This window comes from Mycobacterium conspicuum (assembly GCF_010730195.1).
Classification (GTDB): domain Bacteria; phylum Actinomycetota; class Actinomycetes; order Mycobacteriales; family Mycobacteriaceae; genus Mycobacterium; species Mycobacterium conspicuum.
Map to the genome: position 1 here is coordinate 6146365 of NZ_AP022613.1, position 25336 is coordinate 6171700.

The window sequence follows — 25336 nt, forward strand, 5'->3', positions numbered from 1 at the left end:
ATGCACTTCACCATCACCCACCCGATGCACACCCATCCCTACAACCCGGAATTGGTGAGCGGCAACGGCATTGGGAAGGTGGCCGCGGCGGCCGAGGCGGCCGGTATCCACGGCTTCGGCTTCACCGACCACCCGGCGCCTTCGCAGCGCTGGCTGGAAGCCGGCGGCCACGACGCCGTAGATCCCTTTGTCGCTTTGGGTTTCGCGGCCGCGACGACGACGACGCTGCGGCTCATTCCCAACATCGTGGTGCTGCCGTATCGAAACCCGTTCGTGGTGGCCAAGTCCGGTGCGACCCTGGACCTGCTGTCCGGTGGCCGGTTCACGCTCGCGGTCGGCGTCGGCTACCTCAAGCGGGAGTTCGCGGCGCTGGGTGTCGGCTACGACGAGCGTGCCGAGCTGTTCGACGAGGCGCTGCAGGTCATCCGAACCATCTGGACCGAGGACGACATCACCTTCGAGGGAAAGCATTTCAGCGCGCGCGGCATCACCGCGCATCCCCGGCCGGTCAGTGACCCGCACCCGCCGATCTGGATCGGCGGCAACACCACCACCGCCCGGCAGCGGGTGGCGCAGTACGGCGACGGCTGGTGCCCGTTCCCCGCCCCGCCGCAACTGGCCCAGACCGCGGGCACCGCGGCCATCACCTCGGTCGAGGACCTCGCGCCGCTCATCGACGATCTGCGCCGCCGCTGCGACAAGGTAGGAAAGGACTGGGCGGGAGTCGACATCACCTTCACCAACTCCCAGGGCGGCAGCCCGGCGAGCGACGACTTCAACGCCGACGCCTACCTCGACGGCTTGGAGAAGCTGGCGAAACTGGGCGTGACGTGGGTGAGCGTCCACCTGCCGGGCGACAGCATGGCGCACGTTCTGGAAACGCTCGACCGGTTCCGCACCCTCGTCGTCGACGCCGCCTGATGGACTTCTCCGAGGTCGCCCTTTCGGCGGAGGACCAAGACTTCAAGGACCAGACCCGGAAGCTCTTGGCCGAGATCGTCACCGAGGACGTGCTGCGCCGCGACCGGGAGACCGGCGAAAACTTCGACGAGCGAGTGCATTTGGCGCTCGGCGCCGAGGGTTACCTGGCCCGGGACTGGCGGGACGCGGCCGACGGCGGCTTCACTGCCGTCCAGCGGCGGATCTTCCACCTGGAGATCGCCCGCGCCCACACGCCGTGGTATCACTGGGGCACCACCGCCATGGTCGCCAAGATGGTGAAGCAATTCGGTTCCCCCGAACTGGCCGACAAGGTGCTGCCCGGCGTGCTGTCCGGCGAGATCCGGCTGTGCCTGGGCTACACCGAACCCGAGGGCGGCTCGGACGTCGCCACCTGCAAGACCCGCGCCGCGCGCGACGGATCAAGCTGGGTCATCAACGGCTCCAAGATGTTCACCTCGAACGCGCACAACGCCCAGTACGTCTTCCTGCTCACCAACACCGACCCGGAGGGGCGCAAGCACCGCAACCTGACCATGTTTCTGGTGCCGCTGGATTCGCCCGGCATCGAGATCCAGGGCATCCGCACCCTCGACGGCGACCGCACCAATATCGTCTACTACAGCGACGTTCGCGTCGACGACGGTTACCGCATCGGCGAGGTCAACGGGGGCTGGACCGTGATGCGGTTCGCACTCGATGCCGAGCACGGCATCGTCGAACGCGACGACCAAGGCTTGCAATACATTTCGGCCATGGCCGCCCACGGCACCGAGATGTCCGAAGCGGTGGACACGGTCGCATCGCTGGTGGCGATCGACGACGAGGCGGTGCAATACCGGCTCGGGCGCTGCGTCGCCCGGATGGAGGCGTCGATCTCCACCCCGGGGCCGTACGGGCGCGTCGCGATCGCGCAGACGATGCGCGACATCTCCCCGGAGTTGATGGACCTGCTGGGCACGGCGTCGTCGCTGCCGATCGAGGCGAAGCGCGCCGTCGACAACGGGGAGACGGAAGCCCTTCTGCGACTGGCGGTTCCGGCCGGGATCTATGGTGGCACCCTCGAGGTTTTCCGCAACATGATCGCCCAGCACGAACTCGGGCTCGGGCGCCCTAGCTACGGCGGCTGACCGGTAGCTCGGCGACCACATCGACACGAGCGTCGTCGAAACTAAGAAATCCCTTGACCGGCAGGCTTTCCGGGGGCGGATCCTCGTAACTCCACGCGATGTCGTCCACGTCGTCGGTGGACCAGTATGTGGCGTAGCCCTTGTAGTTGCAGTAGCTCGTCGTCTCCGAGCGCCGCAGCAGATCGGTGCGAACGTGCGCGGGGTCGACGTAAAGCCTTGGCTCGAGCGCGGTCTCGAAGAGGATCGTGGTGTCGTCGGTGTCCACCAGGACGGTGTCGGCGACCGAGACGCGCAGCCGGCGCTTGGTCGGGCGGCAGTCGACGCGGTGATACGGGTTGGGCGGGTAGTGCACGAGCTTGCGGCCCTCCTCGAACCAGGCGTCGACGGCATCCCACGGCACCCGGACGAAGCCTGGAGCCTCGGCGACCGGCTCGCCCGGCAGCCCGGCGATCGCATCAGCCGGGAACGCGTAGCTCAGTGGATGGCCCTGCCGGTGCACCATCAGCGCGGCCTCGGTGTCAATCACCAAGTCCCCGTTGAGGACTGCTTGCACACGGCGCGGATGCGGCTCGATGTACACCCCGATGTTCAGGTCGGCGGGTAGCGCCGGGGAGAACCGTCCCGCGCGATCGGAGCTGAGCGGACCGCGCCCCGCGACCAGGCTCATCGGAGCGTCCAGCTGCCGTTGTAGGTCACCTTGCCGTGCGGCGGAAGGGGCTTGACCACCAAAAGCGTCGCTGCGCCGTCCGGATAGCTCACCCCGACGACATTGTGCGATGTGCCCGGCAACGCGCCCCAACACCGCACCAACGATGCCGCGGCTTCGCTGATGTGCGAGCCCGTGGTGCCGTATGCCGAGTAGGTCGGGTAGTCCGTGGGGTTCACCTCGGGGTGGCCGAGACACAGCGGCGCGTTCATCCCTCCACGCTATAGCGGCCGGGAAAACCGTTCGGCCATTCGGCACTCGAACCCCAGCGGGGGGCCGTAGATTTCCGACGGGGGGTGCCTCTGAGGGAATACTTGACGGCGCCGAAAGGGGGTCGACCATGACCGCGACGTTCAGCCGGTGGTGGCGGGCCGACCACCATGGCTGGCTGTCCGGCTACATGGCCGCGCGCGGCATCAGCGGCGCCACCCGGATTTTGATGGCATCGATCGCCGCCTCCCTGGTGCTGTGTCTCATCGCGCTGCTGGCAAGCGCCGACGGTCCGCGTGGAACCGTTCCCGTCGCGATGACGTGGGCCGCCGCGGCCGGGGGGACGGCGGGCATGTTGCTGTGGATTTGGCGCTGGCCGACCCGCGGACAGTCGATTGCCTTCGCGCTGACATGCAACACCGCCGTCGCCCTGGCATGTCTGGCGCACCCGAATCCGCTCGGCGCGCTGATCGGATGCGTCGCCTTCGCGACCTTCGGCGCGTACATGGCGTTTTTCCACACCACCGGGTTCGTGCTGTACAACTTCGCGGTGGCCAGCGCCGTCGCGCTGTACGAGGCCATCCTGCTGGCCCGATCCGGACACCCCGCGCTGGCCGGGGTCGATCTGTGGCTCGTGGTCGAGGTCAACATCGCCCTGCCGGTGGCCATCCAGGTCTTGGTGCGGGCGTTGGCGGGTGATCTGTTGCGCGCCGATCGCGATCCGCTGACCGGCCTGCTCAACCGGCGTGCGTTCCAGCACAACGCGTTGGGCATGATCCTGGCCCGCCGGGGCACCGACGCGCACCTGTTGGTGTTGTCGGTCGACCTCGACAACTTCAAGGCCCTCAACGACAACCGCGGCCACGCCGCCGGCGATCGCGCGCTGGTCCAGGCCGCCCAGGCGATGCTGGCGGCCGCCGAGGACCACCAGGCGGTGGTGGCGCGCAGCGGCGGTGAGGAGTTCCTGCTGGCCGGGACCTCGGCGACCTGCAACTCCGAGGCGTTGGCCGCCCGCACGTGCCAGGCCATCGCGGATTCGAACGCGGGGGTCACCGCCAGCATCGGCACCGCCTGTGCGCGGCTCGACGACGCCGCGCTCAGCGATCGCGAGTCATTTCTCAACGCGCTGATCGCCGCGTCGGATGCCGCGATGTACCGCGCTAAGCGCCTCGGGGGCAATCAGTTTCATCACCACGAACTGTGCGCGTGACGTTCCGTCCGCCCAGACGCTAAGGTCCACTCATGGCTGGACCGGTGGAGGGCATCAAAGTCATCGAGCTCGGGGTGTGGGTGGCCGGGCCGGCCGCCGCCGGGATCCTGGCCGACTGGGGCGCCGACGTCGTCAAGATCGAGCCGCCGACCGGTGACCCGGGCCGCATGTTCGGGCGGATGCTGGGCTGCGATCTCGGGGTCAACCCGCCGTTCGAAATGGACAACCGGTCCAAGCGCAGCATCGTCTTGGACCTCACCACCGACGAGGGACGCGACACCGCGTTCGAATTGCTGTCCGACGCAGACGTTTTCGTGACCAATGTGCGTCCCGGGGCGTTGCGGCGCCTGGGTTTGGACTTCGAGTCGGTGTCGGCCCGCAACCCCCGCCTGGTTTACGGCCTGATCACCGGCTACGGCGAAACCGGGCCCGACGCCGAGCGCGCCGCCTACGACGTGGCCGCCTTCTGGTCGCGGGCCGGCGTGGCCAGCCTGCTCACCCGGCCCGGGGACACCCCGCCCTTCCAGCGTGGCGGGATGGGCGACCACTCGGCCGGCATGACCCTGGCCGCGGCCATCTGCGCCGCGCTGGTCGCCCGGGCACGCACCGGAACCGGCCAGCTGGTCAGCACCTCGCTCTATCGCCAGGGCGCCTACACCGTGAGCTTCGACCTCAACACCTACCTGCTGACCGGTCAGCCGATCGCCGTCGGGCAGCGCGAGACCATGGGCAACCCGTGCATGAACAACTACGCCGCCGCCGACGGACGGCGGTTCTGGATCGTCGGGCTCGAGGGCGACCGGCACTGGCCCCCGTTGTGTCGCGCCGTCGGCCGTCCCGAGTGGCTCGACGACCCCCGATTCAGCGACGCCCGCGCCCGCTTCGTCAACGGGGTGGAGCTAATCGCCGAGTTGGACGCGATCTTCGCGACCCGCCCGCTGGACGAATGGGCCGAGGTGTTCGCCGGCGAACCCGATTTCTTCTGGTCTCCGGTCAACAGCCTCGAGGACGTCGTCGCCGACGAGCAGTTTCACGCCGCCGGCGGGATCGTCGATGTGCCGGACGGAGAATCCGGCGTCGCGATGGTGGCCACACCGGCGGATTTCCACGGCACACCGTGGGCGCCGCGTTCTGCCGCACCGGAACTCGGGCAACACACCGAGGAAATTCTCGCCGAACTGAAGGTGCGGCGCGACGCCTGACCGGCCGGCGTACCTTTACAAATTTCGGCAAAAGTGTCACGCTGTCCGGTGGAATTGCGTCACCCTGGGTGACGCACCCACAGCCATCTCACGTGGCGATGAGGAACGGATTGAATGGTCACGCCAACATTCGACATCGGTGACAACAGCAGAGTGCGGTCCATCCGGACCGCCCGCAGCGCCCATACCAAAGAACCCGCGCGCTATCGGCTCGACGTCGTCGCGGCCAGCGCCGCCGACGCGGTGTGCTCGGCCGGGGGGTGGCTGTATGACCGGGCGATGGCGGGGTGGGAGGTGACCGTGCTGCTGGCGGGCAGCTGCGACGCGCGACCCCTGCGGATCCTCGGGGCAGACGCGGCGGACCTGGACTCCGGGTTGGATCGGACCGCCTCGACCTTTCACAGCCTGGCGGTCAGCGCCGAGGCATTCGCCGCCGATGAGCGGATCCGTGGCACGGTGCTCAAGGCGCTGAACCACCCGTTGACGGAAGTCGCGCTGTGGGGTGACGGGTGGCCGCTGGCGGTCAGTCGCGGCATGGACCGCGTGCAGCACGTACTCAGCGCCGCGGCAAGGACATTCAAGGGCTACGCGCTGGCGGCGGCCGGAATGGGTTGGGAGACCGTCGATCCCACCGAGACGATGTTCTACGACATGGCGGCGTGTTCGCCGGCCGATTTCGAACTCATCCGGCTCGGCTAGCCGATGAAAAAGTACTACGGTCATACGCTGCTCTACCTGCACGAGACGATCGACCTGGGGTCCGGGCGCAGTGATCGGTTCACCGAGGTATTCACCGACACGTATCACCCCATGATGGCCGAGCTGGGCGCCCGGCTCTTCGCGATCTGGGAATCAACTCCCTACAACGGCCACTGGCCGCAGGTCACGATCATCTGGGAGATCGACAAGTTCGCCGACTACGCTCGCATCGGTGCCGCGCAGGCACGCGGCGGCAGCCACGAGGCCGCCGCCGGAAAGTGGTCGGCGTATCTGGCCGACATCGGAGCGTCGGGGGAGGGGCGCATCATGTACCCCGGGCCCAGCAACAAGACGTTGGCACAGTTGCGCGAGGCGAATTTCACTGCGCCGGTGGTGATTCAGGAGATCATGCAGACCAAGCCGGGCCGTCAAGACGACTACATCCGCGAACTGGAGCGGCTCTACGTGCCCTGGTCGGAGCGCACGGGCAAACGCTGGCTCGGCTCGTTCACCACCACCTTCCGCTTCAACGAGGTCATCCACTACTGGGCGCTCGACGGCGGCTGGGAATGCTTCGCCAATCACTACCCGTCATGGAAGGACAGCCCGCCCGCCGAGATCGTCACGTGGATGAGCGTGGCGCCCGCGCTGCGCGACGGCTGGGAGGATTCGATCCTGCAGGCCCTACCGCCGTCGCCGCTGCAATGAGCTTCAGCTACGACCCCTTCGATCCCGAGGTGATGGCAAACCCGTTGCCCTACTACCGCATTCTGCGGGATCAGCATCCGGCGTACTACATGCCGCAGTGGGACACCTTCGCGCTGTCCCGGTTCGAGGACATCTGGCAGGTACTGGAAGTCAACGACGGGACGTTCGTCGCGACGGAGGGCACGCTGCCCCCGGCGTCGGTGTTGGCTCGGCACAACGACGGTCCGCTCGACGACCCGCCGCTGCATCCGCTGCCGTTTCACGCGGTGTTCGACACGGATTTGTACGCTGAGATCCGTCGCGCGCATTCGCAGCCGTTGCGTCCGCGGTCCGTCGCCGGACTCGAGGCCCGGATCCGCGCGCTGGCCAACGAGCGCCTCGACGTGTTGCTGCCGCGGGGTTCCTTCGACCTGACGCAGGAATACGGCGGCATCGTGGCGGCCTCGATGGTGTGCGGATTGCTCGGTCTGCCAGACGATCTCGCGCCTGACGTGCTGGCCGCGGTCAATGCCGGCAGCCTGGCCGAGCCCGGCGAGGGCGTCGACACCGCGCAAGCCCGACCCAACTACCTCGAATACCTAATCCCCGTCGTCGAGCGCCGCCGCGCGGACCCGTCCGGCGACGGCTTGCCCGTCGTGGACGGCCTGCTGGGCTACCGGTTGCCCGACGGCAGCGCCCTATCCGACGCCGAGGTCGCGACCCAGATGCTGTGCATCTTCATCGGCGGAACCGAAACGGTGCCCAAGATCGTCGCGCACGGGCTGTGGGAGCTCAGCCAGCGGCCCGACCAGATGGCCGCGGTGTGCGCCGACCTGGCCGGCAACGTGCCGATCGCCCGCGAGGAGATGATCCGCTATTGCGCCCCGGCGCAGTGGTTCGCCCGAACGGCGCGCAAGCCGTACACAATTCACGGACAGACCATCGAACCGGGCCAGCGCATCATCACGCTGCTCGCCTCGGCCGCCCGCGACGAGCGGGAGTACGCCGAGCCCGACGAATTCATCTGGGACCGACCGATCCGCCGCGTGTTGGCGTTCGGGCGCGGCCAGCACTTCTGCATCGGCTACCACCTGGCGCGCCTGGAAATCGATGTGCTGCTGACCGAATGGCTGCGGCGCGTCCCGGACTTCGCCATCCAGGGCGACGCCGCCACCCGGCTGCCGTCCAGCTTCCAGTGGGGATGGAACAAGATCCCGGTGGAGGTCTGACGTGTGGTCCTACCGGATCATCGCCCCCTATCTGTTGGAGCGCACGTCGATCACCGACAAGACGCCCGACGACCTGGCCGATGGCCAAGTGCTGCTGCGGTTCTTGGCCGCCGGCCTCTGCGGCAGCGACATGCCGGCCTTTCGCGGCGCCAAGGGCCGCCTCCCGGGTGACGACGGCGCCAGCGCCGCCGAGAAGGACGGGTTCCCGATCCACGAGATCGCCGGCGAGGTGATCGCCAGCCGCCACCCGGAGCACCGTCCGGGCGATCGCGTGGTCGGCTGGGCCTCCGGATTCGACGGCCTGATGGAGCGGGTGATCAGCGACGGCAACGGGCTGGCGCCCTACGATCCCGGGCTGACCCCGGCGCAGGCGGTCGGCCTGCAACCGCTGGCGTGTGTGCTGTATGCCTGCGAACAACTGCCGGATCTGGCCGGCCGCCACGTCGCGATCATCGGGCAGGGCTCGATCGGCCTGCTGTTCTCCTACGTCGCGAAGGCGTCCGGCGCCCGGCGCGTCACCGGGGTCGATCCCGTCGACCGGCACAGCCTCGCAACGGCATTCGGGGTCGACGACGCGGTGCGGGCCACCAGCGACCGCTGGGTGAGCCGGCTCGCCGCAGCCGATCGCGCCGACGTCGTCGTCGAGGCGGTCGGCCATCAGGTGGCCACCCTGGGGCACGCGATCGAGGCCACCGCGTTCGGCGGCACCGTGTTGTACTTCGGCGTCGCCGACGACGAGGCCTATCCGATTAACATGCGTTTGATGCTGCGCAACAACCTGACGTTGAAATCCGGTGTGACGCTTGACCGTCGCCGGGTCCTGGAACTGGCCGGCAAGTTCGCCGCCGAACACCCGGAACTGCTCGGCAGATATCTCACGCACACGTTCGGGGTCGACGACGCGCAGGCCGCGTTCGACCTGGCCTGCCGGCCCGACCCGCAGCGCGTGAAGATCGCGATCGCCGAGTGAGCGTCTTTCAGCAGGACAATACGACCCCGATCTGGGGCGGCTGGATCACCGGCCCCACGCTGATCGGGCCGGAGGAATTCGCGCACGCCGGTTACGATTACGTCGGCTTCGACGCGCAGCACGGCTACCTCGACGACGCCGACGTCGCGAACATCCTGCGCCGGCTGGAGCACGTGCCGATCGCGACCGCGATGCGACTGCCCAACGCCGACGCCGCGCCGATCGGGCGCGTGCTCGACGCCGGCGCCGACGCCGTCATCATCGCGATGATCGAGTCGGCCGACGAGGCGGCCGCGGCGGTGGCGGCCACCCGGTTTCCGCCGGCCGGTGTGCGCAGCTTCGGCCCGTTGCGGGCCAGCCTGGGATATGACAGCGCCGCGCTCGAGTCCCGGGTGAGCGTCTTCGCGATGATCGAAACCGCGGCGGCACTGGACAACCTGAGCGAGATCTGCGCCGTCAGCGGCCTGGCCGGAATCTACGTCGGCCCAGCCGATTTGGCGCTGTCACTGGGTGCCGAAGCCGTGGGCGCACTCAAGCATCCGCAGGTGCTGGAGGCGATCGGGCGCATCCAGCGCGCGGCGGCCGAAGCCGGGATCGTCGCCGGGATACACGCCAGCGAGGGCAAGGCCGGTCGCGCCATGGCCCAGTTGGGGTTTCGAATGATCACGCTGGCGGCCGAATCGCAGGCGCTACGGCGGGGAGCGACCGAGCACCTACGCGAGGCGAACGAACAGTGACAGAACCGATCCGCGATTTGATCGCCGCCTACGCGCTGGCCCTTGACGAGGGAGACATCGAGGCGTGTGTGCAGCTGTTCGTCCCCGACGGCCAATTTCTGGTCTACGGGCGCACTTACGACGGGCATGACGGTATCCGCAAGATGTTCCAGGACGCGCCGCGCGGCCTGCACCTGACCGGCGTCTCGCGCATCGAGGTCCACGGCGACACCGCCACGGGCCGGTCGCAGGTGCTGTTCGTCAGGGCCGTCGACCTACACCAGCGCCCGGCCCTGTACGACGACGAGTTCGTTCGCCAGGGCGGCCGGTGGCGTTTCCGGCGGCGGCGCTGCCGATTCGTCACCAGCGCCGGCCTGTCCGACAGCCCGGAGGTTCCATGACGACTCGACGTGTTGCGCTGGTGACCGGGGCCGCCGGCGGGCAGGGCTGGGCGATCGCCAAAAGGCTTCGCGCCGCTGGCTTTTGCGTGGCCGCCTGCGATCGGCGTGCCGAGGAGTTGTCGGTGATGGTCGACGGGTTGGGCGACGACGACGTCATCGCGATTCAACTCGACGTCACCTCGCAGCCCCAATGGGCGGCCGCCGTCACCCGGACCGTCGAACGGTTCGGGTCGCTGACCACGCTGGTCAACGCGGCCGGCATGCTGCGCCGCGCCCCGCTGGCCGACGAAACGGTCGAGGACTTCGAAAACGCCTGGCGGATCAACTGTTTGGGCGCCTTCCTGGGCATGCAGGCCACGCTGAGCCGGCTGCGCGAGGCGGAGCACGCCAGCATCGTCAACATCTGCAGCACCGGAGCGATCCGCCCCTTCCCGCAGCACAGCGCCTACGGCTCGTCAAAGTGGGCCCTTCGCGGCCTGACCCAAACCGCCGCGGCCGAATTGGCCCCGGACCGCATTCGCGTCAACGCCGTGTTCCCCGGACCGATCGCCACCCCGATGCTGGATGCGGCCACCCAGGAGCGGCTGGCGGCGGCGTCGAGCTTCGGCCGGATCGGCGAGCCCGACGAGGTGGCCGACGCCGTCGCGTTTTTGGTCTCCGAGGACGCGTCGTTCATCACTGGTGCGGAGCTGGTCATCGATGGTGGGCAATGCCTGCAGATCCGGTAACCGAACTCGACGGCGCCGAGCGGCTCGACCCGGTGCTGCGCGCCGTCGCGACGACGCGAACGGATTTTTCGGTCGAATCGATCCGGGCCACTCGGGAGCCCTTCAACGAGCGTCGGCGCGACACCGCCGAGCACACCGACTCGTCGAGCGTAAGCATCACCGAATCGCAAGACTGCACAGTGCCGGTGCGGATCTATCGCGGCGGCGAGCCACCAGCGCCGACGGTAATCTATTGCCACGCAGGCGGATTCGCGTTAGGCAACCTCGACACCGATCACCGGCAGTGCCTGGAGCTGGCGCGGCGCGCGCGCTGCACGGTGGTGTCGGTCGACTACCGGCTGGCACCGGAACATCCCTACCCGGCCGCGCTCGACGACGCCGCAGTGGTGCTGAATTGGCTGGCCGCCAACGCCGCCGAACTGGGCGTCGACGCCGCACGGCTGGCCGTCGCCGGCAGCAGCGCCGGCGGTGCCCTGGCCGCGTGCCTGGCCCACCGGGCGGCCGAGGGGTCGCTGCCGGCGATCGTGTTCCAGCTGCTGCATCAGCCGGTGCTCGATGACCGTCCGACCGGGTCGAAGGCGGAATTCCGCACCAGCCCGGCCTTCGACGGCGAGGGCGCGGAGCTGATGTGGCGCCACTATCTCGGCACTGACGGCACTCCGGATGCCGTGCCCGCGCGGCGCGACGCGTTCACCGGTGTCGCGCCGGCGTTGATCACCTGCGCCGAGATCGATCCGTTCCGCGACGAGGCCGTCGACTACGCGCTGCGGCTGCTGCGCGCCGGCGTCTCCACCGAGTTGCACGTGTTCGCCCGCACCTGTCACGGATTCGATTCGCTGTTGCCCGACTGGTCGGTGTCGCAGCGGCTTTACGCGCTGCAGGGGCACGCCCTGTCGAACGCTTTTGGATACTGAAGAGATGGTTCCGCCCGCACCCGATGAGCTCACCACCGACGACTTTCCGGTGCTGTGGCCGGTCACAACCCGCTGGGCCGACAACGACATGTTCGGCCACCTCAACAACGCCGTGTACTACCAGCTGTTCGACACCGCGATCAACGCGTGGATCAACACCACGACCGGGCTCGACCCGTTGAGTACGCCCGCGCTCGGCATCGTCGCCGAGTCGGGCTGCCGCTATTTTTCCGAACTGCATTTCCCGGAGAGCCTTCTCGTGGGCCTGGCGGTGACCCGGCTGGGGCGCAGCAGCGTGACCTACCGGCTCGGCGTGTTCCGCGAAGAGGCCCAACCGATCACCGCGCTCGGCCACTGGGTGCACGTGTATGTCGATCGGACCAACCGCAAATCGGTCCCGATTCCCGACGCGATCCGGTCGCTGCTGTCGACGGCCTGCGTGACGTGAGCCCGCCGGCCGCGCACGGTTGCGCGGTGACCGGGCCCGCCGCGGACCCCGATATGCTTGGCGGATGCCAGTTTTGAGCAAAACCGTCGAGGTCAGCGCCACCGCCGCATCGATCATGGCGATCGTGGCGGATTTCGAGGCTTACCCCGAGTGGAACGAGCCGATCAAGGGCGTATGGATACTTGCCCGCTACGACGACGGGCGCCCCAGCCAGCTGCGGCTCGACATTGAGATCAACGGCATGCCGGGCACCTATATCCAGGCCGTGTATTACCCCGGGGAGAACCAGATCCAGACCGTCATGCAACAAGGTGACCTGTTCGCCAAGCAGGAGCAACTGTTCAGCGTGGTGGAGACCGGGTCGACGAGCTTGCTGACGGTGGACGCCGACGTCGAGTCCACGCTGCCGGTGCCCGCGCCGATGGTGAAGATGCTCCTCAACCAGGTGCTCGACAGCCTCGCCGAAGCCCTCAAGAAGCGCGCCGAGGAGCTGGCCTCGCGGTGACGGCGCCTCAGGCGGGGCGCAGCGCAAAGATTCCGGCCTCGTCGAGCATCTCGGTCGACCGGCGCGCCGCGTCGGTGAATTGCCAGACCGTGTGCTCGACGACGGCCGCGGTGTCGCGGCGGCGCAGCGCGGCGACCAACTGCCGGTGGTGATCGACCGCGGCCTCACCCCACTGCGGGTCGGCGGCGTAGATCAGCGCGGGCATGTAGCGCGCCGCGTTGTGCAAAAACCACGCCAACTTGATCCGCCCGCTGGCCTGGTTGAAGACGCGATGAAAAGCGAACTCGAGCCTGGCGATGGTTTCCGCGCGCTCGGCTCCCGGCGCGGATCCGACCGCCGCCACCATGGCATCGATGATGTGGTCGAGCTCGCCGATCTCCGCCTCGGTGATCAGATCGGTGGCCGACGTGGCCAGCTCGCGCGCGATCGTTGCCTGCAACCAGAAGATGTCGTTGACGTCCTGTCGGGTCAGCGGCAAAACGAAGTGGCCGCGGTGCGGCTCGAGCTGCACCATGCCCTCGCCGCGCAGCTTCAGTAGGGCCTCGCGCACCGGCGTGATGCTCACTCCGAGTTCGGCCGCGGTCTCGTCGAGGCGGATGTAGGTCCCCGGCCGCAACTTCCCGGACATGATCGCCGCGCGCAGGTGACCCGCAACCTCGTCGGACAGCTGCGCCCGGCGCAGTGTGCGCCGGCCACGCGGTCGCGCGGATACCGGTGCGTTCACTGGTGCGTTCACTGCGCATTCACAAGGGCTGCCAGGACTTTTAGGGGCTTGTCATCCGTGCCTCTGAGGCCATAGTGTGACCCAGACAACACTATGTTTTATCAAATATCAACCTGGCGCAAGCGGTGCGGAAGTGAAGGGACGGGTTAAGTGACCGCGCAATTGGCCAGCCACCAGACGCAAGGCCAAACTCCAGCGCAAGAGCAGCCGTATCTTGCTCGCCGGCAGAACTGGGTCAACCAGCTCGAGCGGCACGCGCTGATGCAGCCTGGCGCCACGGCGCTGCGGCATCTGGGCCGCACGGTGACCTGGGCCGGCCTGCGTGAACGAGTATCGGCGCTGGCCGGCGCACTGAGCCGCCGAGGGGTCGGTTTCGGGGACCGGGTGATGATCTTGATGCTGAACCGCACCGAGTTCATCGAGGCGATGCTGGCGGCCAACATGCTCGGGGCCATCGCGGTCCCGCTGAACTTCCGGCTGACCGCCGCCGAAATCGCCTTCTTGGTCGAGGACTGCGAAGCGCGCGTGCTGATCACCGAGGCGGTGCTGGCCCCGGTGGCCACGGGCGTGCGCGACATCCAGCCGCTGCTGGAAACGATCATCGTGGCCGGCGGGCCCTCCGGCGAGAGCGTGCTCGGCTATGAAGATGTGGTCGGTGAGCCCGGCGATCCGGCCGAGCTGGTGGACATCCCCAACGATGCGCCCGCGCTGATCATGTACACCTCGGGCACCACGGGCCGCCCCAAGGGTGCGGTGCTGACGCACGACAATTTGACCGGCGAGACCATGACCGGGCTCTACACCATGGGCGCCGACATCAACAACGACGTCGGCTTCATCGGTGTCCCGCTGTTCCACATCGCCGGAATCGGCAACCTGTTGTCCGGGCTGCTGCTCGGGGCTCCCACGGTGATCTATCCGTTGGGCGCGTTCGACCCGGGCCAGCTGCTCGACGTGCTGGCCGCCGAGAAGGTCACCGGCATCTTCTTGGTTCCGGCGCAGTGGCAGGCGGTCTGCGCCGAGCAGAAGGCGCGCCCCCGCGACCTGAAGCTGCGGGTGATGTCGTGGGGTGCCGCGCCGGCGCCGGACGCGCTGCTGCGGGAGATGTCGGCGGTGTTCCCCGGAACCCAGATACTGGCCGCATTCGGCCAGACCGAGATGTCGCCGGTGACCTGCATGCTGCTCGGCGACGACGCGATCCGTAAGCGCGGGTCCGTCGGCAAGGTGATTCCGACCGTCGCCGCCCGGGTGGTGGACGAGGACATGAACGACGTGCCCATCGGCGAGGTAGGCGAAATCGTCTATCGCGCACCAACATTGATGAGCGGCTACTGGAACAACCCCGAGGCCACCGCGGAGGCGTTCGCGGGCGGCTGGTTCCACTCGGGAGACCTCGTCCGGATGGACGAGGAAGGATACGTCTGGGTGGTGGACCGCAAGAAGGACATGATCATCTCCGGCGGAGAGAACATCTACTGCGCCGAGGTGGAGAACGTCCTCGCCGACCATCCCGGCATCGCCGAAGTCGCCGTCATCGGTCGCGCGCACGAAAAGTGGGGCGAGGTGCCGATCGCGGTCGCGGCTGTAACGGACAACGAGTTGCGGTTCGAAGACTTGGTTGAGTTTCTCGGCGACCGGCTCGCGCGCTACAAGCATCCCAAGGCGCTCGAGATCGTCGACGCGTTGCCCCGCAACCCCGCGGGCAAGGTTCTAAAAACTGAACTGCGTTTGCGGTACGGAGGCTCATAAACCTGAAAACCGTTATGTGTCAATAGTTTGAACACGTGAAAGGAGCGCCGGAGGTTATCTATAAAGTTTGCCAGCTGTTGACGAAGGGTTAATTGTGCGGATGCGGTTCACACGGTTTCGGCCATCGGGTAGATTCCTGTGGTCTCCGTTACTACTTGCCGGTAGGGAGCCGATGATCACACACGCTGGGCAAGGGGGGAAGCGGTGACGACGGATACGCGCCCGCACCTGGTCGGCTATTTCCGCGACCAGCTGCAGACGCCGCTTACCCTCGTCGGCGGCTTCTTCCGGATGTGCGTGTTGACCGGAAAAGCGTTGTTCCGCTGGCCATTTCAATGGCGTGAATTCATCCAGCAGTGCTGGTTCATCATGCGGGTCGCATTCCTACCGACCATCATGGTCTCGATCCCGCTGACCGTGCTGCTGATCTTCACCCTCAACGTGCTGCTGGCCCAGTTCGGTGCCGCCGACCTGTCCGGCGCGGGCGCGGCCATCGGCGCGGTCACCCAGCTCGGCCCGTTGACCACCGTGCTCGTGGTAGCCGGCGCCGGCTCCACCGCCATCTGCGCCGACCTGGGCGCGCGCACCATCCGCGAGGAGATCGACGCGATGGAGGTGCTCGGCATCGACCCGATCCACCGGCTGGTGGTGCCCCGGGTGATCGCCGCGACCCTGGTCGCCACGCTGCTCAACGGGCTGGTGATCACCGTCGGCCTGGTCGGCGGCTATCTGTTCGGTGTCTATCTGCAGAACGTGTCGGGCGGCGCCTACCTGGCGACCCTGACCACCATCACCGGCCTGCCCGAGGTGGTGATCGCGACGGTCAAGGCCGCCGTGTTCGGCCTGATCGCCGGGCTGGTCGGCTGCTACCGCGGGCTGACCGTGCGCGGCGGCTCCAAAGGCCTAGGCACCGCGGTCAACGAGACCGTGGTGCTCTGTGTCGTCGCGCTCTACGCGGTCAACGTCGTGCTGACCACGATCGGTGTTCGATTCGGAACGGGGCACTGACATGTCGACGACCGCGGTCCTGCGCGCCCGCTTCCCCCGGGCCTCGGCCAACCTGAACAAGTACGGCGGCGCCGCGTCGCGCGGGCTCGACGTCGCCGGCCAGATGACCTGGTTCGCGTTGCAGTCCATCGGCAACATCCCCAACGCGCTGAGCCGCTACCGCAAGGAGACGCTGCGGCTGGTCGCGCAGATCGGCATGGGCACCGGCGCCATGGCCGTCGTCGGTGGGACCGTCGCCATCGTCGGGTTCGTCACGCTGTCCGGCAGCTCCCTGGTCGCCATCCAGGGTTTCGCGTCGCTGGGAAACATCGGTGTCGAAGCGTTCACCGGGTTCTTCGCCGCCCTGATCAATGTGCGTATCGCGGCCCCGGTCGTCACCGGGATCGCCATGGCGGCCACCGTCGGCGCCGGCGCGACCGCGGAACTCGGCGCCATGCGGATCAGCGAGGAGATCGACGCGCTGGAAGTGATGGGGATCAAGTCGATCTCGTTTTTGGCGAGCACCCGGGTGATCGCGGGGATGGTCGTCATCATCCCGATCTACGCGCTGGCCATCATCATGTGCTTCCTGTCCCCGCAGGTCACCACGACGGTGCTGTACGGCCAGTCGCACGGCACCTATGACCACTACTTCCGGACCTTCCTGCGCCCCGACGACGTGTTCTGGTCGTTCCTGGAGGCCATCATCATCACGCTGGTCGTGATGGTCACCCACTGCTACTACGGGTACAACGCCGGCGGCGGGCCGGTGGGCGTCGGCGAGGCCGTCGGCCGGTCGATGCGGTTCTCGTTGGTCTCGGTGCAGGTTGTCGTGTTGTCCGCCGCGTTGGCGCTCTACGGCGTCAATCCCAACTTCGCGCTCACGGTGTAACCGCCATGACCACACCGTTTAAGACCAACTCGCAACGGACCCCGCCGTACAAGCTGGCCGCGGTGGGCATGCTGGTCATCGCGGCGGTGGTGTTTTACCTGATCTACGGGCAGTTCCGCGGCAACTTCACCCCAAAGACCCATCTGACGATGGTCGCCCCGCGGGCCGGGCTGGTGATGGATCCCGGCTCGAAGGTCACCTACAACGGGGTGGAGATCGGGCGGGTCGGCAGCATCTCGGAAACCACGCATGACGGCAAGCCGGCGGCCAAGTTCAACCTGGAGGTCTACCCGCGGTATCTCGCCATCATCCCGGCGAACGTCGACGCGCAGATCAAGGCGACCACCGTCTTCGGCGGCAAATACGTCTCGTTCACCACGCCCAAAGACGCCAACGGCAACAGCATCGCCAGGGGCCACCTCAACCCGTCCACCACGATCGACGCGTCGTCGTGCATCGACCCCAACGGCAAGCGTTCGCACGACTGTGTCACCACCGAGATCAACACGCTCTTCCAGACCATCACCGACATCTCCGAGAAGGTCGACCCGGTCAAGCTGAACCTGACGCTGAGCGCGGCCGCGCAGGCGTTGACCGGCCTCGGCGACAAGTTCGGGCAGTCGATCGTCAACGGCAACGCGATCCTCGACGACGTCAACCCGCAGATGCCGCAGGCGCGGCACGACATTCAGCAGCTGGCCGGTCTCGGCGACACCTACGCCAACGCGGCCCCGGACTTGTTGGACTTCCTCAACAACGCGGTCGTCACGTCGCGCACGATCAACGCCCAACAGAAGGATTTGGACCAGGCGCTGCTGTCGGCGGCCGGGTTCGGCAACACCGGCGCCGACATCTTCAAACGGGGCGGGCCGTATCTGGCGCGCGGTTCCCAAGACCTGGTGCCCACCGCCCAGCTGCTGGACACCTACAGCCCCGAGCTGTTCTGCACGGTGCGTAACTACCACGACATCGAGCCCAAGGCCCGAGAGTTCTTGGGCGGCAACGGCTATTCACTGAACACTCACACCGAGGCGCTGTCGGGGTTGGGCCTGTTCCTCAACCCGGTCGCCGCGGTGGCCGCGGTCGCCTCGCTCGTCGGCGGACTGGCCGGTGTGGTCGGCGGGGCACCGAACCCGTACATCTATCCGGAGAACCTGCCGCGGGTCAACGCTCGCGGCGGACCCGGCGGAGCGCCGGGCTGCTGGCAGCACATCACCCACGACCTGTGGCCCGCCCCGGAGCTGGTGATGGACACCGGCAACAGCATCGCGCCGTACAACCACCTGGACACCGGTTCGCCCTACGCCATCGAGTACGTGTGGGGCCGTCAGGTAGGGGATAACACGATCAACCCATGAAAATCACCGGGACCATCATCCGACTCAGCATCTTCTCCGTGGTGCTGCTGATCTTCACTGCCATGATCTTCGTGGTTTTCGGCCAGCTCCGATTCGACCGGACCACCGGCTACTCGGCGGAATTCAGCAACATCAGCGGGCTGCGGGCGGGGCAGTTCGTCCGCGCGTCGGGCGTGGAGATCGGCAAGGTCGACTCGGTGCACCTGATCGACGGCGGCACCCGGGTGCGGGTGGACTTCAACGTCGACCGGTCGATACCGCTGTACCAGTCGACGACGGCGCAGATCCGCTACCTCGACCTGATCGGCAACCGCTACCTGGAGCTCAAGCGCGGCGAGGGCGAAGGCTCTGACAAGGTGCTGCCGGCGGGCGGGTTCATCCCGCTGGCCCGGACCTCGCCGGCGCTGGACCTCGACGCGCTGATCGGTGGTTTCAAGCCGCTGTTCCGGGCGCTGGACCCGGAGAAGGTCAACACCATCGCGACGGCCATCGTGACCGTGTTCCAGGGTCAGGGCGGCACCATCAACGACATCCTGGACAACACCGCGCAGCTGACCTCACAGCTCGGCCAGCGCGATCAGGCGATCGGCGAGGTCGTCAAGAACCTGAACCTGGTGCTGGACACCACGGTTCGGCACCGCCAGCAATTCGACCAGACCATCAACAACCTCGAGGTGCTCATCACCGGCCTGAAGAATCACGCCGATCCGCTGGCGGCCGGCACCGCGCACATCAGCAATGCCGCCGGAACCGTGGCCGACCTGCTGGCCGAAGACCGCGGTCTGCTGCACAAGACGCTGAACTACCTCGACGCGGTGCAGCAGCCGCTCATCGACCAGCGTGCCGCGCTGGACGACTACCTGCACAAGGTCCCCACCGCGTTGAACTTGATCGGGCGCAACATCGGTTCCTACGGCGACTTCGTCAGCTTCTACGCCTGCGACATCTCACTGAAGATCAACGGCCTGCAGCCCGGCGGCCCAGTCCGCACGGTTCGGCTCTTCAACCAGCCCTCGGGTAGGTGCTCGCCGCAATGAGAACCCTGGAACCTCCGAATCGGATGCGCATCGGCCTGATGGGCATCCTGGTCATGCTGCTCGTCATCGGTGTGGGCCAGAGCTTCACCAGCGTCCCGATGATCTTCGCCAAGCCCAGCTATTACGGGCAGTTCACCGACAGCGGCGGACTCAGCAAGGGCGACAAGGTGCGCATCGCCGGCATGGACGTCGGAAAGGTGGAGGGCCTGAAGATCGAGGGCGACCACGTCGTGATCAAGTTCTCCATCGGCACCAACAGCATCGGCACCGAGAGCCGGCTGGCGATCCGCACCGACACCATCCTGGGTAAGAAGGTCCTCGAGGTCGAGGCGCGGGGCAAGCAGGCGCTGTCCCCCGGGGGCACCCTGCCGCTGGGTCAAAGCACCACCCCCTACCAGATCTATGACGCGTTCTTCGACGTCACCAAGGCGGCCCAGGGCTGGAACATCGACACGGTCAAGGAATCACTGCACGTGTTGTCGCAGACCGTCGACCAGACCTACCCGCACCTGAGCGCGGCGCTGGACGGGGTGGCGAAGTTCTCCGACACCATCGGCAAACGCGACGAGCAGATCACCCACCTGCTCGCCCAGGCCAACCAGGTGGCCAGCATCCTCGGTGACCGCAGCCAGCAGTTCGACCGGCTGTTGGTCAACGCCAAGACGCTGCTGGCGGCCTTCGACGAACGCGGCCGCGCCATCGACGCGCTGCTCAGCAACGTCGCGGCCTTCTCCGAACAGGTGAAGGGGCTGATCAACGACAACCCGAACCTGAACCACGTGCTCGAGCAACTGCACACGCTCAGCGACGTCCTGGTGCAGCGCAAGGACGACCTGGCCAAGGGGCTCACCGAGGTCGGCGCGTTCCTGCCGTCGCTCAACGAGGCCATCGCGTCGGGACCGTACTTCAAGGTGGTGCTGCACAACCTGGCCCAGGGCCAGATCGTGCAGCCCTTCATCGACGCCGCGTTCCAGCGGCGTGGCCTCGACCCGGAAAACTTCTGGCGCGGCGCCGCGCTGCCGGCATACCGCTGGCCCGACCCGAACGGCACCCGCTTCCCCAACGGGGCGCCGCCGCCCGCGCCGCCGGTGCTCGAGGGCACCCCGGAGCATCCGGGACCGGCGGTCCCGCCCGGGTCGCCGTGCTCCTACGCGCCGGCGAACCCGAACGGCAACGTCACCATCGGTGACGGCGGGCTGCCGCGGCCGTGGAACCCGCTGCCCTGCGCGGGCGCGACGATCGGGCCCTTCGGCGGCCCGGCCTTCCCGGCGCCGGTCGACGTGCAGATTTCGCCGCCGGACCCGAACGGGCTGCCGCCCACGCCGGGCCTGATCCCGGGCGCCGCGCTTCCGGGCGCGCCGCCGGCGAACGTCCCGGGCACCCCGGTGCCGATCCCGGACGCACCGCCCGGCGCGCGCCGCAACCCGGGGCCGCCGCCGGCGCCGTTCTCGCTGCCGCCGGCGTTCCCGCCGGGTCCGCCTCCACCACCCGGGCCCGGGCCGCAGCTGCCGGCCCCGTTCATCAATCCCGGCGGAGCAGGGGGTAGTGGCGTGACGGGAGGTAGCCAGAATTGAGTACCGCCTTTGACATTCGCAACCTGCGGCTACCGAAGTTGTCGCGCGCGTCGGTGATCATCGGGTCGCTGGTGGTGATCTTGGCGCTGGTCGTGGGTTATGTCGGTTTCCGGCTGTATCAGAAGCTGACCAATAACACCGTGGTGGCCTACTTCCCGGCGGCGAACGCGCTGTATGCCGGGGACAAGGTTCAGATCATGGGCCTGCGGGTGGGGTCGATCGACAAGATCGAGCCGGTCGGGGACAAGATGCGGGTCACCTTCCACTACCAGAACAAGTACAAGGTTCCCGCCAACGCGTCGGCGGTGATCTTGAACCCGACGCTGGTGGCCTCGCGGGCCATCCAGTTGGAGCCGCCCTATAAGGGCGGGCCGGTGATGGCCGACAACGCGGTGATCCCCGAGGAGCGCACCCAGGTGCCCGTGGAATGGGATCAGCTGCGCAACAGCATCACCAACATCATCTCCAAGCTGGGGCCCACGCCCGAGCAGCCCAAGGGTCCGTTCGGTGAGGCCATCGAGTCGTTCGCCAATGGGTTGGCGGGCAAGGGCAAGCAGATCAACACGACGCTGAACAGCTTGTCGCAGGCGTTGACGGCGCTGAACCAGGGTCGCGGGGACTTCTTTGCGGTGGTGCGCAGCCTGGCGTTGTTCGTCAACGCGCTGCATCAAGACGATGCGCAGTTCGTCGCGCTGAACCAGAACCTCGCGGATTTCACCACGCACCTGGCGCATTCCGACAGCGATTTGGCCAACGCGGTGCAGCAGTTCGACGGTCTGCTCACGACGATTCGGCCGTGGCTGGACCAGAACCGCGCGGTGCTGACCCAAGACGTCAACAACCTCGCCGAGGTCACCAACACGATCCTGCAGCCCGATTCGCTGAATGGCCTGGAGACCGCGCTGCACGTGGTGCCCACCGCCGCGGCGAACATCAACCAGATCTATCACCCGTCGCACGGCTCGGTGGTCGCGATCCCGGCGATCACCTTCTCCAACCCGCTGCAGTTCATCTGCAGCTCGATCCAGGCCGGCAGCCGGCTGGGGTATCAGGAGTCCGCCGAACTGTGCGCGGAATACCTCAGCCCGATCCTGGACGCGATCAAGTTCAACTACCTGCCGTTCGGGCTGAACCTGTTCAGCACCGCCGAGACGCTGCCCAAGGAGGTCGCCTACTCCGAGCCGCGGCTGCAGCCGCCCAACGGCTACAAGGACACCACCGTGCCGGGGATCTGGGTGCCCGATACGCCGCTGTCGCACCGCAACACCGAGCACGGCTGGATCGTCGCTCCGGGCATGCAGGGCGCGCAGGTCGGCCCGATCACCGCGGGCCTGATGACCCCCGAGTCGCTCAACGAGCTGATGGGTGGCCCCAACATCGAGCCGGTCCAGTCCACCCTGCAGACGCCGCCGGGCCCGCCCAACGCCTACGACGAGCACCCCTGGGTGCCGCCCGCCGGCCTCAACGCCCCGGTACCGATCCAGCCCCCGCCACCGGGACCCGAAGTGCGCCCCGGTCCCGTCGCGCCCACGCCGGCGCCGGTGTCGGCACCGGCCCCGGGTGCCGGTGGGCCGCCGTTGCCGGCTGAGTTCGGGGGTGGCCAGTGAGCGCGTTGCGTCGAAGGGGCTGGCAGGCGCTGGTCCTGCTGGTGATCGCGCTGGTGGCAAGCTCGTGTGGCTGGCGTGGCATCTCGAACGTGGCGATTCCGGGCGGACCGGGCGGCGGCCCGAATTCCTACACCCTCTACGTGCAGGTGCCGGACACGTTGGCGATCAACGGCAACAGCAAGGTGATGGTCGCCGACGTCTACGTCGGCTCGATCAAGGCCATCAACCTGAAGAACTGGATCGCCACCCTGACGCTCGGGGTGTCCAAGAGCGTCAAGCTGCCGAAGAACGCGCTCGCCAAGATCGGCCAGACTTCGCTGCTGGGTTCGCAGCATGTGGAACTGCTCGCGCCGCCGCACCCGTCGTCGGAGCTGTTGAAGGACGGCGACACCATTCCGCTGAAGAACTCGTCGTCGTATCCGACCACCGAGCAGACACTGGCCAGCCTCGCGCTGATCCTGCACGGCGGCGGCATCCCCAACCTGGAAGCCCTGCAGAACGAGGTCTACAACATCGTCAACGGGCGAGGCGACCAGATCCGGGCCTTCCTCGGCAAGCTGGACACCTTCACCGATCAACTCAACCAGCAACGCGACGACATCACCCACGCGATCGATTCGACCAACCGGCTGTTGTCCTACGTCGGCAACCGCAACGACGTCATCGACCGGGTGCTGACCGACATCCCGCCGCTGATCAAGCATTTCGCCGACACCAAGCAACTGCTGATCAACGCCGTCGACTCGGTGGGGATGCTGTCCAAGTACGCCGACCAGTACCTCTCGGAGACGCGCGGACCCCTGCACGAGAACCTGCAGGCGCTGCAGTGCCCGCTGCGTGAACTGGGCCGCTCCTCGCCGTATCTGATCGGCGCGCTGAAGCTGATCCTCACCCAGCCGTACGACATCGACACGGTGCCGAAGATCTTCCGCGGCGACTACCAGAACGTGTCGCTGACGCTGGACGTGACCTACAGCTCGATCGACAACGCGTTCCTCACCGGCACCGGGTTGTCCGGCGCCCTGCGCGCACTCGAGCAGTCGTTCGGCCGCGACCCCGAAACGATGATTCCCGACGTCCGCTACACGCCGAACCCCAATGACGCGCCCGGCGGACCGCTGATCGAGCGAGCGGAGCGCGGCCAATGCTGACCCCGTTCGTCCGACGCCAGCTGATCGCGTTCGCCATCCTGACCGTGGTGTCGATTTTCGTGCTGGGCGTCTACTACCTGCAGGTGCCCAGCCTGGTCGGCATCGGCCGGTACGACCTCAAGGCCGAGCTGCCGGCGTCCGGTGGGCTGTACCCGACGGCCAACGTGACCTACCGCGGCATCACCATCGGCAAGGTCACCGACGTCGAACCGACCGAACAGGGCGCGCGGGCCACGATGAGCATCGACAGCCGCTACAAGATTCCGATCGATGCGACGGCCAACGTGCACTCGGTGTCGGCGGTCGGTGAGCAGTATCTGGACCTGGTGTCGACGGGCAACCCCGGCAAGTATTTTTCCGACGGCCAGACCATCGCGAAGGGCACCGTCCCCAGCGAGATCGGGCCGGCGCTGGACACCGCGAATCGGGGCCTTGCGGCGCTGCCGGCGGACAAGATCCCTCAATTGCTCGACGAGACGGCGCTTTCCGTCGGCGGGTTGGGTCCGGCGTTGCAACGGCTGGTCGACGGGACCCAGGCGATCGTCGGCGACTTCAAAAACCAGATCCACGACGTCAACGACATCATTCAGCACTCCGGGCCGGTCCTGGACAGTCAGGTCAACTCGGGCAGTGCGATCGAACGCTGGGCGCGCAACCTGAACACGTTGGCGGCCCAGACCGCGCAAAATGACCAGCACGTCAGGAGCACCCTGAGGCAGGCGGCGCCGACCGCCGATCAGGTTAACGAGCTTTTCAACGACGTCCGGGACTCGCTGCCGCAGACGCTGGCGAACCTCGAGGTGGTGTTCGACCTGTTGAAGAAGTACCACGCCGGGGTCGAGCAGGTGCTGGTGTTCCTGCCGCAGGGGGCTTCGATCGCGCAGACGGTGTCGGCGCCGTTCCCCCGCCAGGCCGCCCTCGACCTGGCGTTGTCGATCAACCAGCCGCCGCCCTGCCTGACGGGCTTCATTCCGGCATCGGAGTGGCGGTCCCCGGCCGACACCAGCCTGGCGCCGCTGCCCACCGGCACCTACTGCAAGATCCCGATGGATACGCCGGCCAACAGCGTGCGCGGATCGCGCAACATTCCGTGTGTCGACGTCCCGGGCAAGCGGGCGGCCTCGCCGCGGGAGTGCCGCTCCGACAAGCCGTATGTCCCGCTGGGCACCAACCCCTGGTTCGGCGAGCCGAACCAGATCCTGACCTGCCCGGCGCCCGCGGCGCGCTGCGACCAGTCGGTGCGGCCCGGCATGGTGATCCCCGCGCCGTCGGTGGACAACGGGTTGAACCCGGCGCCGGCCGACCGGCTGCCGCCGGGCGGGCTGACGCCGCCCCCGATCAGCGACCCGCTGCAACGGCCCGGTTCGGGCAGCGTGCAGTGCAACGGACAGCAGCCCAACCCGTGTGTCTACACTCCGGGCGGGCCCCCGACTGCGGTATACAGTCCGCAGAGTGGTGAGCTGGTAGGACCCGACGGGATCAAGTACTCGGTCCAGAATTCGGTCAAGACGGGGGACGACGGATGGAAGGAGATGCTGGCGCCAATCGCCGGCTGAACCACCA

General features: G+C 67.5%; 26 protein-coding genes. 23 read left to right on the forward strand and 3 right to left on the reverse strand.

The genetic code is table 11. The features are described from left to right. Window positions 1-921 (forward strand): LLM class F420-dependent oxidoreductase, encoded by a 921-nt coding sequence (locus G6N66_RS28330; protein WP_085232035.1) that lies wholly within the window; start codon window positions 1-3, stop codon window positions 919-921. Then, window positions 921-2069: an acyl-CoA dehydrogenase family protein gene (locus tag G6N66_RS28335; protein WP_085232034.1), complete on the forward strand. Its 1149-nt coding sequence runs from the start codon at window positions 921-923 to the stop codon at window positions 2067-2069. Before G6N66_RS28330 ends, G6N66_RS28335 begins: the two co-directional genes overlap by 1 nt. Here the strand turns inward: G6N66_RS28335 and G6N66_RS28340 are convergent. Beyond that, entirely contained in the window at window positions 2053-2736 is a 684-nt protein-coding gene (locus G6N66_RS28340; RefSeq protein WP_085232033.1) for a DUF427 domain-containing protein, read from the reverse strand. The genes G6N66_RS28335 and G6N66_RS28340 overlap by 17 nt on opposite strands. After that, a complete protein-coding gene (locus G6N66_RS28345) occupies window positions 2733-2987 on the reverse strand; it encodes a hypothetical protein (protein WP_085232032.1) in 255 nt (84 codons plus the stop codon). Before G6N66_RS28345 ends, G6N66_RS28340 begins: the two co-directional genes overlap by 4 nt. A gap of 128 nt (window positions 2988-3115) precedes the next feature. On the opposite strand from G6N66_RS28345, the gene G6N66_RS28350 reads away from it, so the two are divergent. From G6N66_RS28350 to G6N66_RS28405, 12 genes are all read left to right on the forward strand, one after another. Then, window positions 3116-4195, forward strand: coding sequence for a GGDEF domain-containing protein (locus G6N66_RS28350; protein WP_085232031.1), 1080 nt, complete (start codon window positions 3116-3118; stop codon window positions 4193-4195). A gap of 32 nt (window positions 4196-4227) precedes the next feature. After that, window positions 4228-5397 (forward strand): CaiB/BaiF CoA transferase family protein, encoded by a 1170-nt coding sequence (locus tag G6N66_RS28355; protein WP_085232030.1) that lies wholly within the window; start codon window positions 4228-4230, stop codon window positions 5395-5397. Between the two features lie 114 nt (window positions 5398-5511). Then, window positions 5512-6096 carry a hypothetical protein gene (locus G6N66_RS28360; RefSeq protein ID WP_085232029.1) on the forward strand — a complete coding sequence of 195 codons (585 nt, stop codon included), beginning with the start codon at window positions 5512-5514 and terminating at the stop codon, window positions 6094-6096. A gap of 3 nt (window positions 6097-6099) precedes the next feature. After that, window positions 6100-6804: an NIPSNAP family protein gene (locus G6N66_RS28365; protein ID WP_085232028.1), complete on the forward strand. Its 705-nt coding sequence runs from the start codon at window positions 6100-6102 to the stop codon at window positions 6802-6804. Then, window positions 6801-8012: a cytochrome P450 gene (locus G6N66_RS28370; RefSeq protein ID WP_085232027.1), complete on the forward strand. Its 1212-nt coding sequence runs from the start codon at window positions 6801-6803 to the stop codon at window positions 8010-8012. Before G6N66_RS28365 ends, G6N66_RS28370 begins: the two co-directional genes overlap by 4 nt. Before the next feature lies 1 nt (window position 8013). After that, window positions 8014-8982 carry a zinc-binding dehydrogenase gene (locus G6N66_RS28375; RefSeq protein WP_085232026.1) on the forward strand — a complete coding sequence of 323 codons (969 nt, stop codon included), beginning with the start codon at window positions 8014-8016 and terminating at the stop codon, window positions 8980-8982. Beyond that, window positions 8979-9719, forward strand: coding sequence for an HpcH/HpaI aldolase family protein (locus G6N66_RS28380; protein ID WP_085232025.1), 741 nt, complete (start codon window positions 8979-8981; stop codon window positions 9717-9719). The genes G6N66_RS28375 and G6N66_RS28380 overlap by 4 nt, the downstream gene beginning before the upstream one ends. Beyond that, window positions 9716-10099 (forward strand): nuclear transport factor 2 family protein, encoded by a 384-nt coding sequence (locus tag G6N66_RS28385; protein ID WP_085232024.1) that lies wholly within the window; start codon window positions 9716-9718, stop codon window positions 10097-10099. The genes G6N66_RS28380 and G6N66_RS28385 overlap by 4 nt, the downstream gene beginning before the upstream one ends. Continuing rightward, a complete protein-coding gene (locus tag G6N66_RS28390; protein ID WP_085232023.1) occupies window positions 10096-10827 on the forward strand; it encodes an SDR family NAD(P)-dependent oxidoreductase in 732 nt (243 codons plus the stop codon). Before G6N66_RS28385 ends, G6N66_RS28390 begins: the two co-directional genes overlap by 4 nt. Next, window positions 10809-11741, forward strand: coding sequence for an alpha/beta hydrolase (locus G6N66_RS28395; RefSeq protein ID WP_085232022.1), 933 nt, complete (start codon window positions 10809-10811; stop codon window positions 11739-11741). The genes G6N66_RS28390 and G6N66_RS28395 overlap by 19 nt, the downstream gene beginning before the upstream one ends. Window positions 11742-11745: 4 nt before the next feature. Beyond that, a complete protein-coding gene (locus G6N66_RS28400) occupies window positions 11746-12189 on the forward strand; it encodes an acyl-CoA thioesterase (protein WP_085232021.1) in 444 nt (147 codons plus the stop codon). Between the two features lie 64 nt (window positions 12190-12253). Next, on the forward strand, window positions 12254-12694 hold the full coding sequence (locus G6N66_RS28405) for an SRPBCC family protein (protein ID WP_085232020.1): 441 nt from the start codon (window positions 12254-12256) through the stop codon (window positions 12692-12694). Between the two features lie 7 nt (window positions 12695-12701). On the opposite strand, the gene G6N66_RS28410 is transcribed toward G6N66_RS28405, so the two are convergent. After that, a complete protein-coding gene (locus G6N66_RS28410; protein WP_085232019.1) occupies window positions 12702-13418 on the reverse strand; it encodes a GntR family transcriptional regulator in 717 nt (238 codons plus the stop codon). A 150-nt stretch (window positions 13419-13568) separates the two neighbouring features. Between G6N66_RS28410 and fadD5 the strand changes: the two genes are divergently transcribed. The 9 genes from fadD5 to G6N66_RS28455 all read left to right on the forward strand — a co-directional run bounded on the left by fadD5 (window position 13569) and on the right by G6N66_RS28455 (window position 25329). Continuing rightward, complete coding sequence (gene fadD5, locus G6N66_RS28415) at window positions 13569-15167, forward strand: fatty-acid--CoA ligase FadD5 (RefSeq protein WP_085232018.1); 1599 nt, start codon at window positions 13569-13571, stop codon at window positions 15165-15167. Between the two features lie 291 nt (window positions 15168-15458). After that, a complete protein-coding gene (locus G6N66_RS28420) occupies window positions 15459-16175 on the forward strand; it encodes an MlaE family ABC transporter permease (protein ID WP_372515559.1) in 717 nt (238 codons plus the stop codon). A gap of 1 nt (window position 16176) precedes the next feature. Next, a complete protein-coding gene (locus G6N66_RS28425; protein WP_085232016.1) occupies window positions 16177-17046 on the forward strand; it encodes an MlaE family ABC transporter permease in 870 nt (289 codons plus the stop codon). Window positions 17047-17051: 5 nt separating this feature from the next. After that, window positions 17052-18404 carry an MCE family protein gene (locus G6N66_RS28430; RefSeq protein ID WP_085232015.1) on the forward strand — a complete coding sequence of 451 codons (1353 nt, stop codon included), beginning with the start codon at window positions 17052-17054 and terminating at the stop codon, window positions 18402-18404. After that, complete coding sequence (locus G6N66_RS28435) at window positions 18401-19441, forward strand: virulence factor Mce family protein (RefSeq protein ID WP_085232014.1); 1041 nt, start codon at window positions 18401-18403, stop codon at window positions 19439-19441. Before G6N66_RS28430 ends, G6N66_RS28435 begins: the two co-directional genes overlap by 4 nt. Next, the gene (locus tag G6N66_RS28440; RefSeq protein ID WP_085232013.1) at window positions 19438-21015 is read left to right on the forward strand and encodes a virulence factor Mce family protein; all 1578 of its coding nucleotides are present in this window, start codon (window positions 19438-19440) and stop codon (window positions 21013-21015) included. Before G6N66_RS28435 ends, G6N66_RS28440 begins: the two co-directional genes overlap by 4 nt. After that, window positions 21012-22622 carry a virulence factor Mce family protein gene (locus tag G6N66_RS28445; protein WP_085232012.1) on the forward strand — a complete coding sequence of 537 codons (1611 nt, stop codon included), beginning with the start codon at window positions 21012-21014 and terminating at the stop codon, window positions 22620-22622. The genes G6N66_RS28440 and G6N66_RS28445 overlap by 4 nt, the downstream gene beginning before the upstream one ends. After that, window positions 22619-23773, forward strand: coding sequence for a virulence factor Mce family protein (locus G6N66_RS28450; RefSeq protein ID WP_085232011.1), 1155 nt, complete (start codon window positions 22619-22621; stop codon window positions 23771-23773). The genes G6N66_RS28445 and G6N66_RS28450 overlap by 4 nt, the downstream gene beginning before the upstream one ends. After that, on the forward strand, window positions 23767-25329 hold the full coding sequence (locus G6N66_RS28455) for a virulence factor Mce family protein (RefSeq protein WP_085232010.1): 1563 nt from the start codon (window positions 23767-23769) through the stop codon (window positions 25327-25329). Before G6N66_RS28450 ends, G6N66_RS28455 begins: the two co-directional genes overlap by 7 nt. Window positions 25330-25336 lie beyond the last annotated feature (7 nt).

Bases quoted from the DNA above. Each gene is read 5' to 3' on its own strand.
- G6N66_RS28405 (WP_085232020.1), top strand. From the start codon at position 12,254: ATGCCAGTTTTGAGCAAAACCGTCGAGGTCAGCGCCACCGCCGCATCG.
- G6N66_RS28335 (WP_085232034.1), top strand. From the start codon at position 921: ATGGACTTCTCCGAGGTCGCCCTTTCGGCGGAGGACCAAGACTTCAAG.
- G6N66_RS28395 (WP_085232022.1), top strand. From the start codon at position 10,809: ATGCCTGCAGATCCGGTAACCGAACTCGACGGCGCCGAGCGGCTCGAC.
- G6N66_RS28340 (WP_085232033.1), bottom strand. From the start codon at position 2,736: ATGAGCCTGGTCGCGGGGCGCGGTCCGCTCAGCTCCGATCGCGCGGGA.
- G6N66_RS28360 (WP_085232029.1), top strand. From the start codon at position 5,512: ATGGTCACGCCAACATTCGACATCGGTGACAACAGCAGAGTGCGGTCC.
- G6N66_RS28370 (WP_085232027.1), top strand. From the start codon at position 6,801: ATGAGCTTCAGCTACGACCCCTTCGATCCCGAGGTGATGGCAAACCCG.
- G6N66_RS28350 (WP_085232031.1), top strand. From the start codon at position 3,116: ATGACCGCGACGTTCAGCCGGTGGTGGCGGGCCGACCACCATGGCTGG.
- G6N66_RS28440 (WP_085232013.1), top strand. From the start codon at position 19,438: ATGAGAACCCTGGAACCTCCGAATCGGATGCGCATCGGCCTGATGGGC.
- G6N66_RS28455 (WP_085232010.1), top strand. From the start codon at position 23,767: ATGCTGACCCCGTTCGTCCGACGCCAGCTGATCGCGTTCGCCATCCTG.
- G6N66_RS28365 (WP_085232028.1), top strand. From the start codon at position 6,100: ATGAAAAAGTACTACGGTCATACGCTGCTCTACCTGCACGAGACGATC.
- G6N66_RS28330 (WP_085232035.1), top strand. From the start codon at position 1: ATGCACTTCACCATCACCCACCCGATGCACACCCATCCCTACAACCCG.
- G6N66_RS28430 (WP_085232015.1), top strand. From the start codon at position 17,052: ATGACCACACCGTTTAAGACCAACTCGCAACGGACCCCGCCGTACAAG.
- G6N66_RS28345 (WP_085232032.1), bottom strand. From the start codon at position 2,987: ATGAACGCGCCGCTGTGTCTCGGCCACCCCGAGGTGAACCCCACGGAC.
- G6N66_RS28420 (WP_372515559.1), top strand. From the start codon at position 15,459: ATGTGCGTGTTGACCGGAAAAGCGTTGTTCCGCTGGCCATTTCAATGG.
- G6N66_RS28425 (WP_085232016.1), top strand. From the start codon at position 16,177: ATGTCGACGACCGCGGTCCTGCGCGCCCGCTTCCCCCGGGCCTCGGCC.
- G6N66_RS28400 (WP_085232021.1), top strand. From the start codon at position 11,746: ATGGTTCCGCCCGCACCCGATGAGCTCACCACCGACGACTTTCCGGTG.
- G6N66_RS28390 (WP_085232023.1), top strand. From the start codon at position 10,096: ATGACGACTCGACGTGTTGCGCTGGTGACCGGGGCCGCCGGCGGGCAG.
- G6N66_RS28355 (WP_085232030.1), top strand. From the start codon at position 4,228: ATGGCTGGACCGGTGGAGGGCATCAAAGTCATCGAGCTCGGGGTGTGG.
- G6N66_RS28435 (WP_085232014.1), top strand. From the start codon at position 18,401: ATGAAAATCACCGGGACCATCATCCGACTCAGCATCTTCTCCGTGGTG.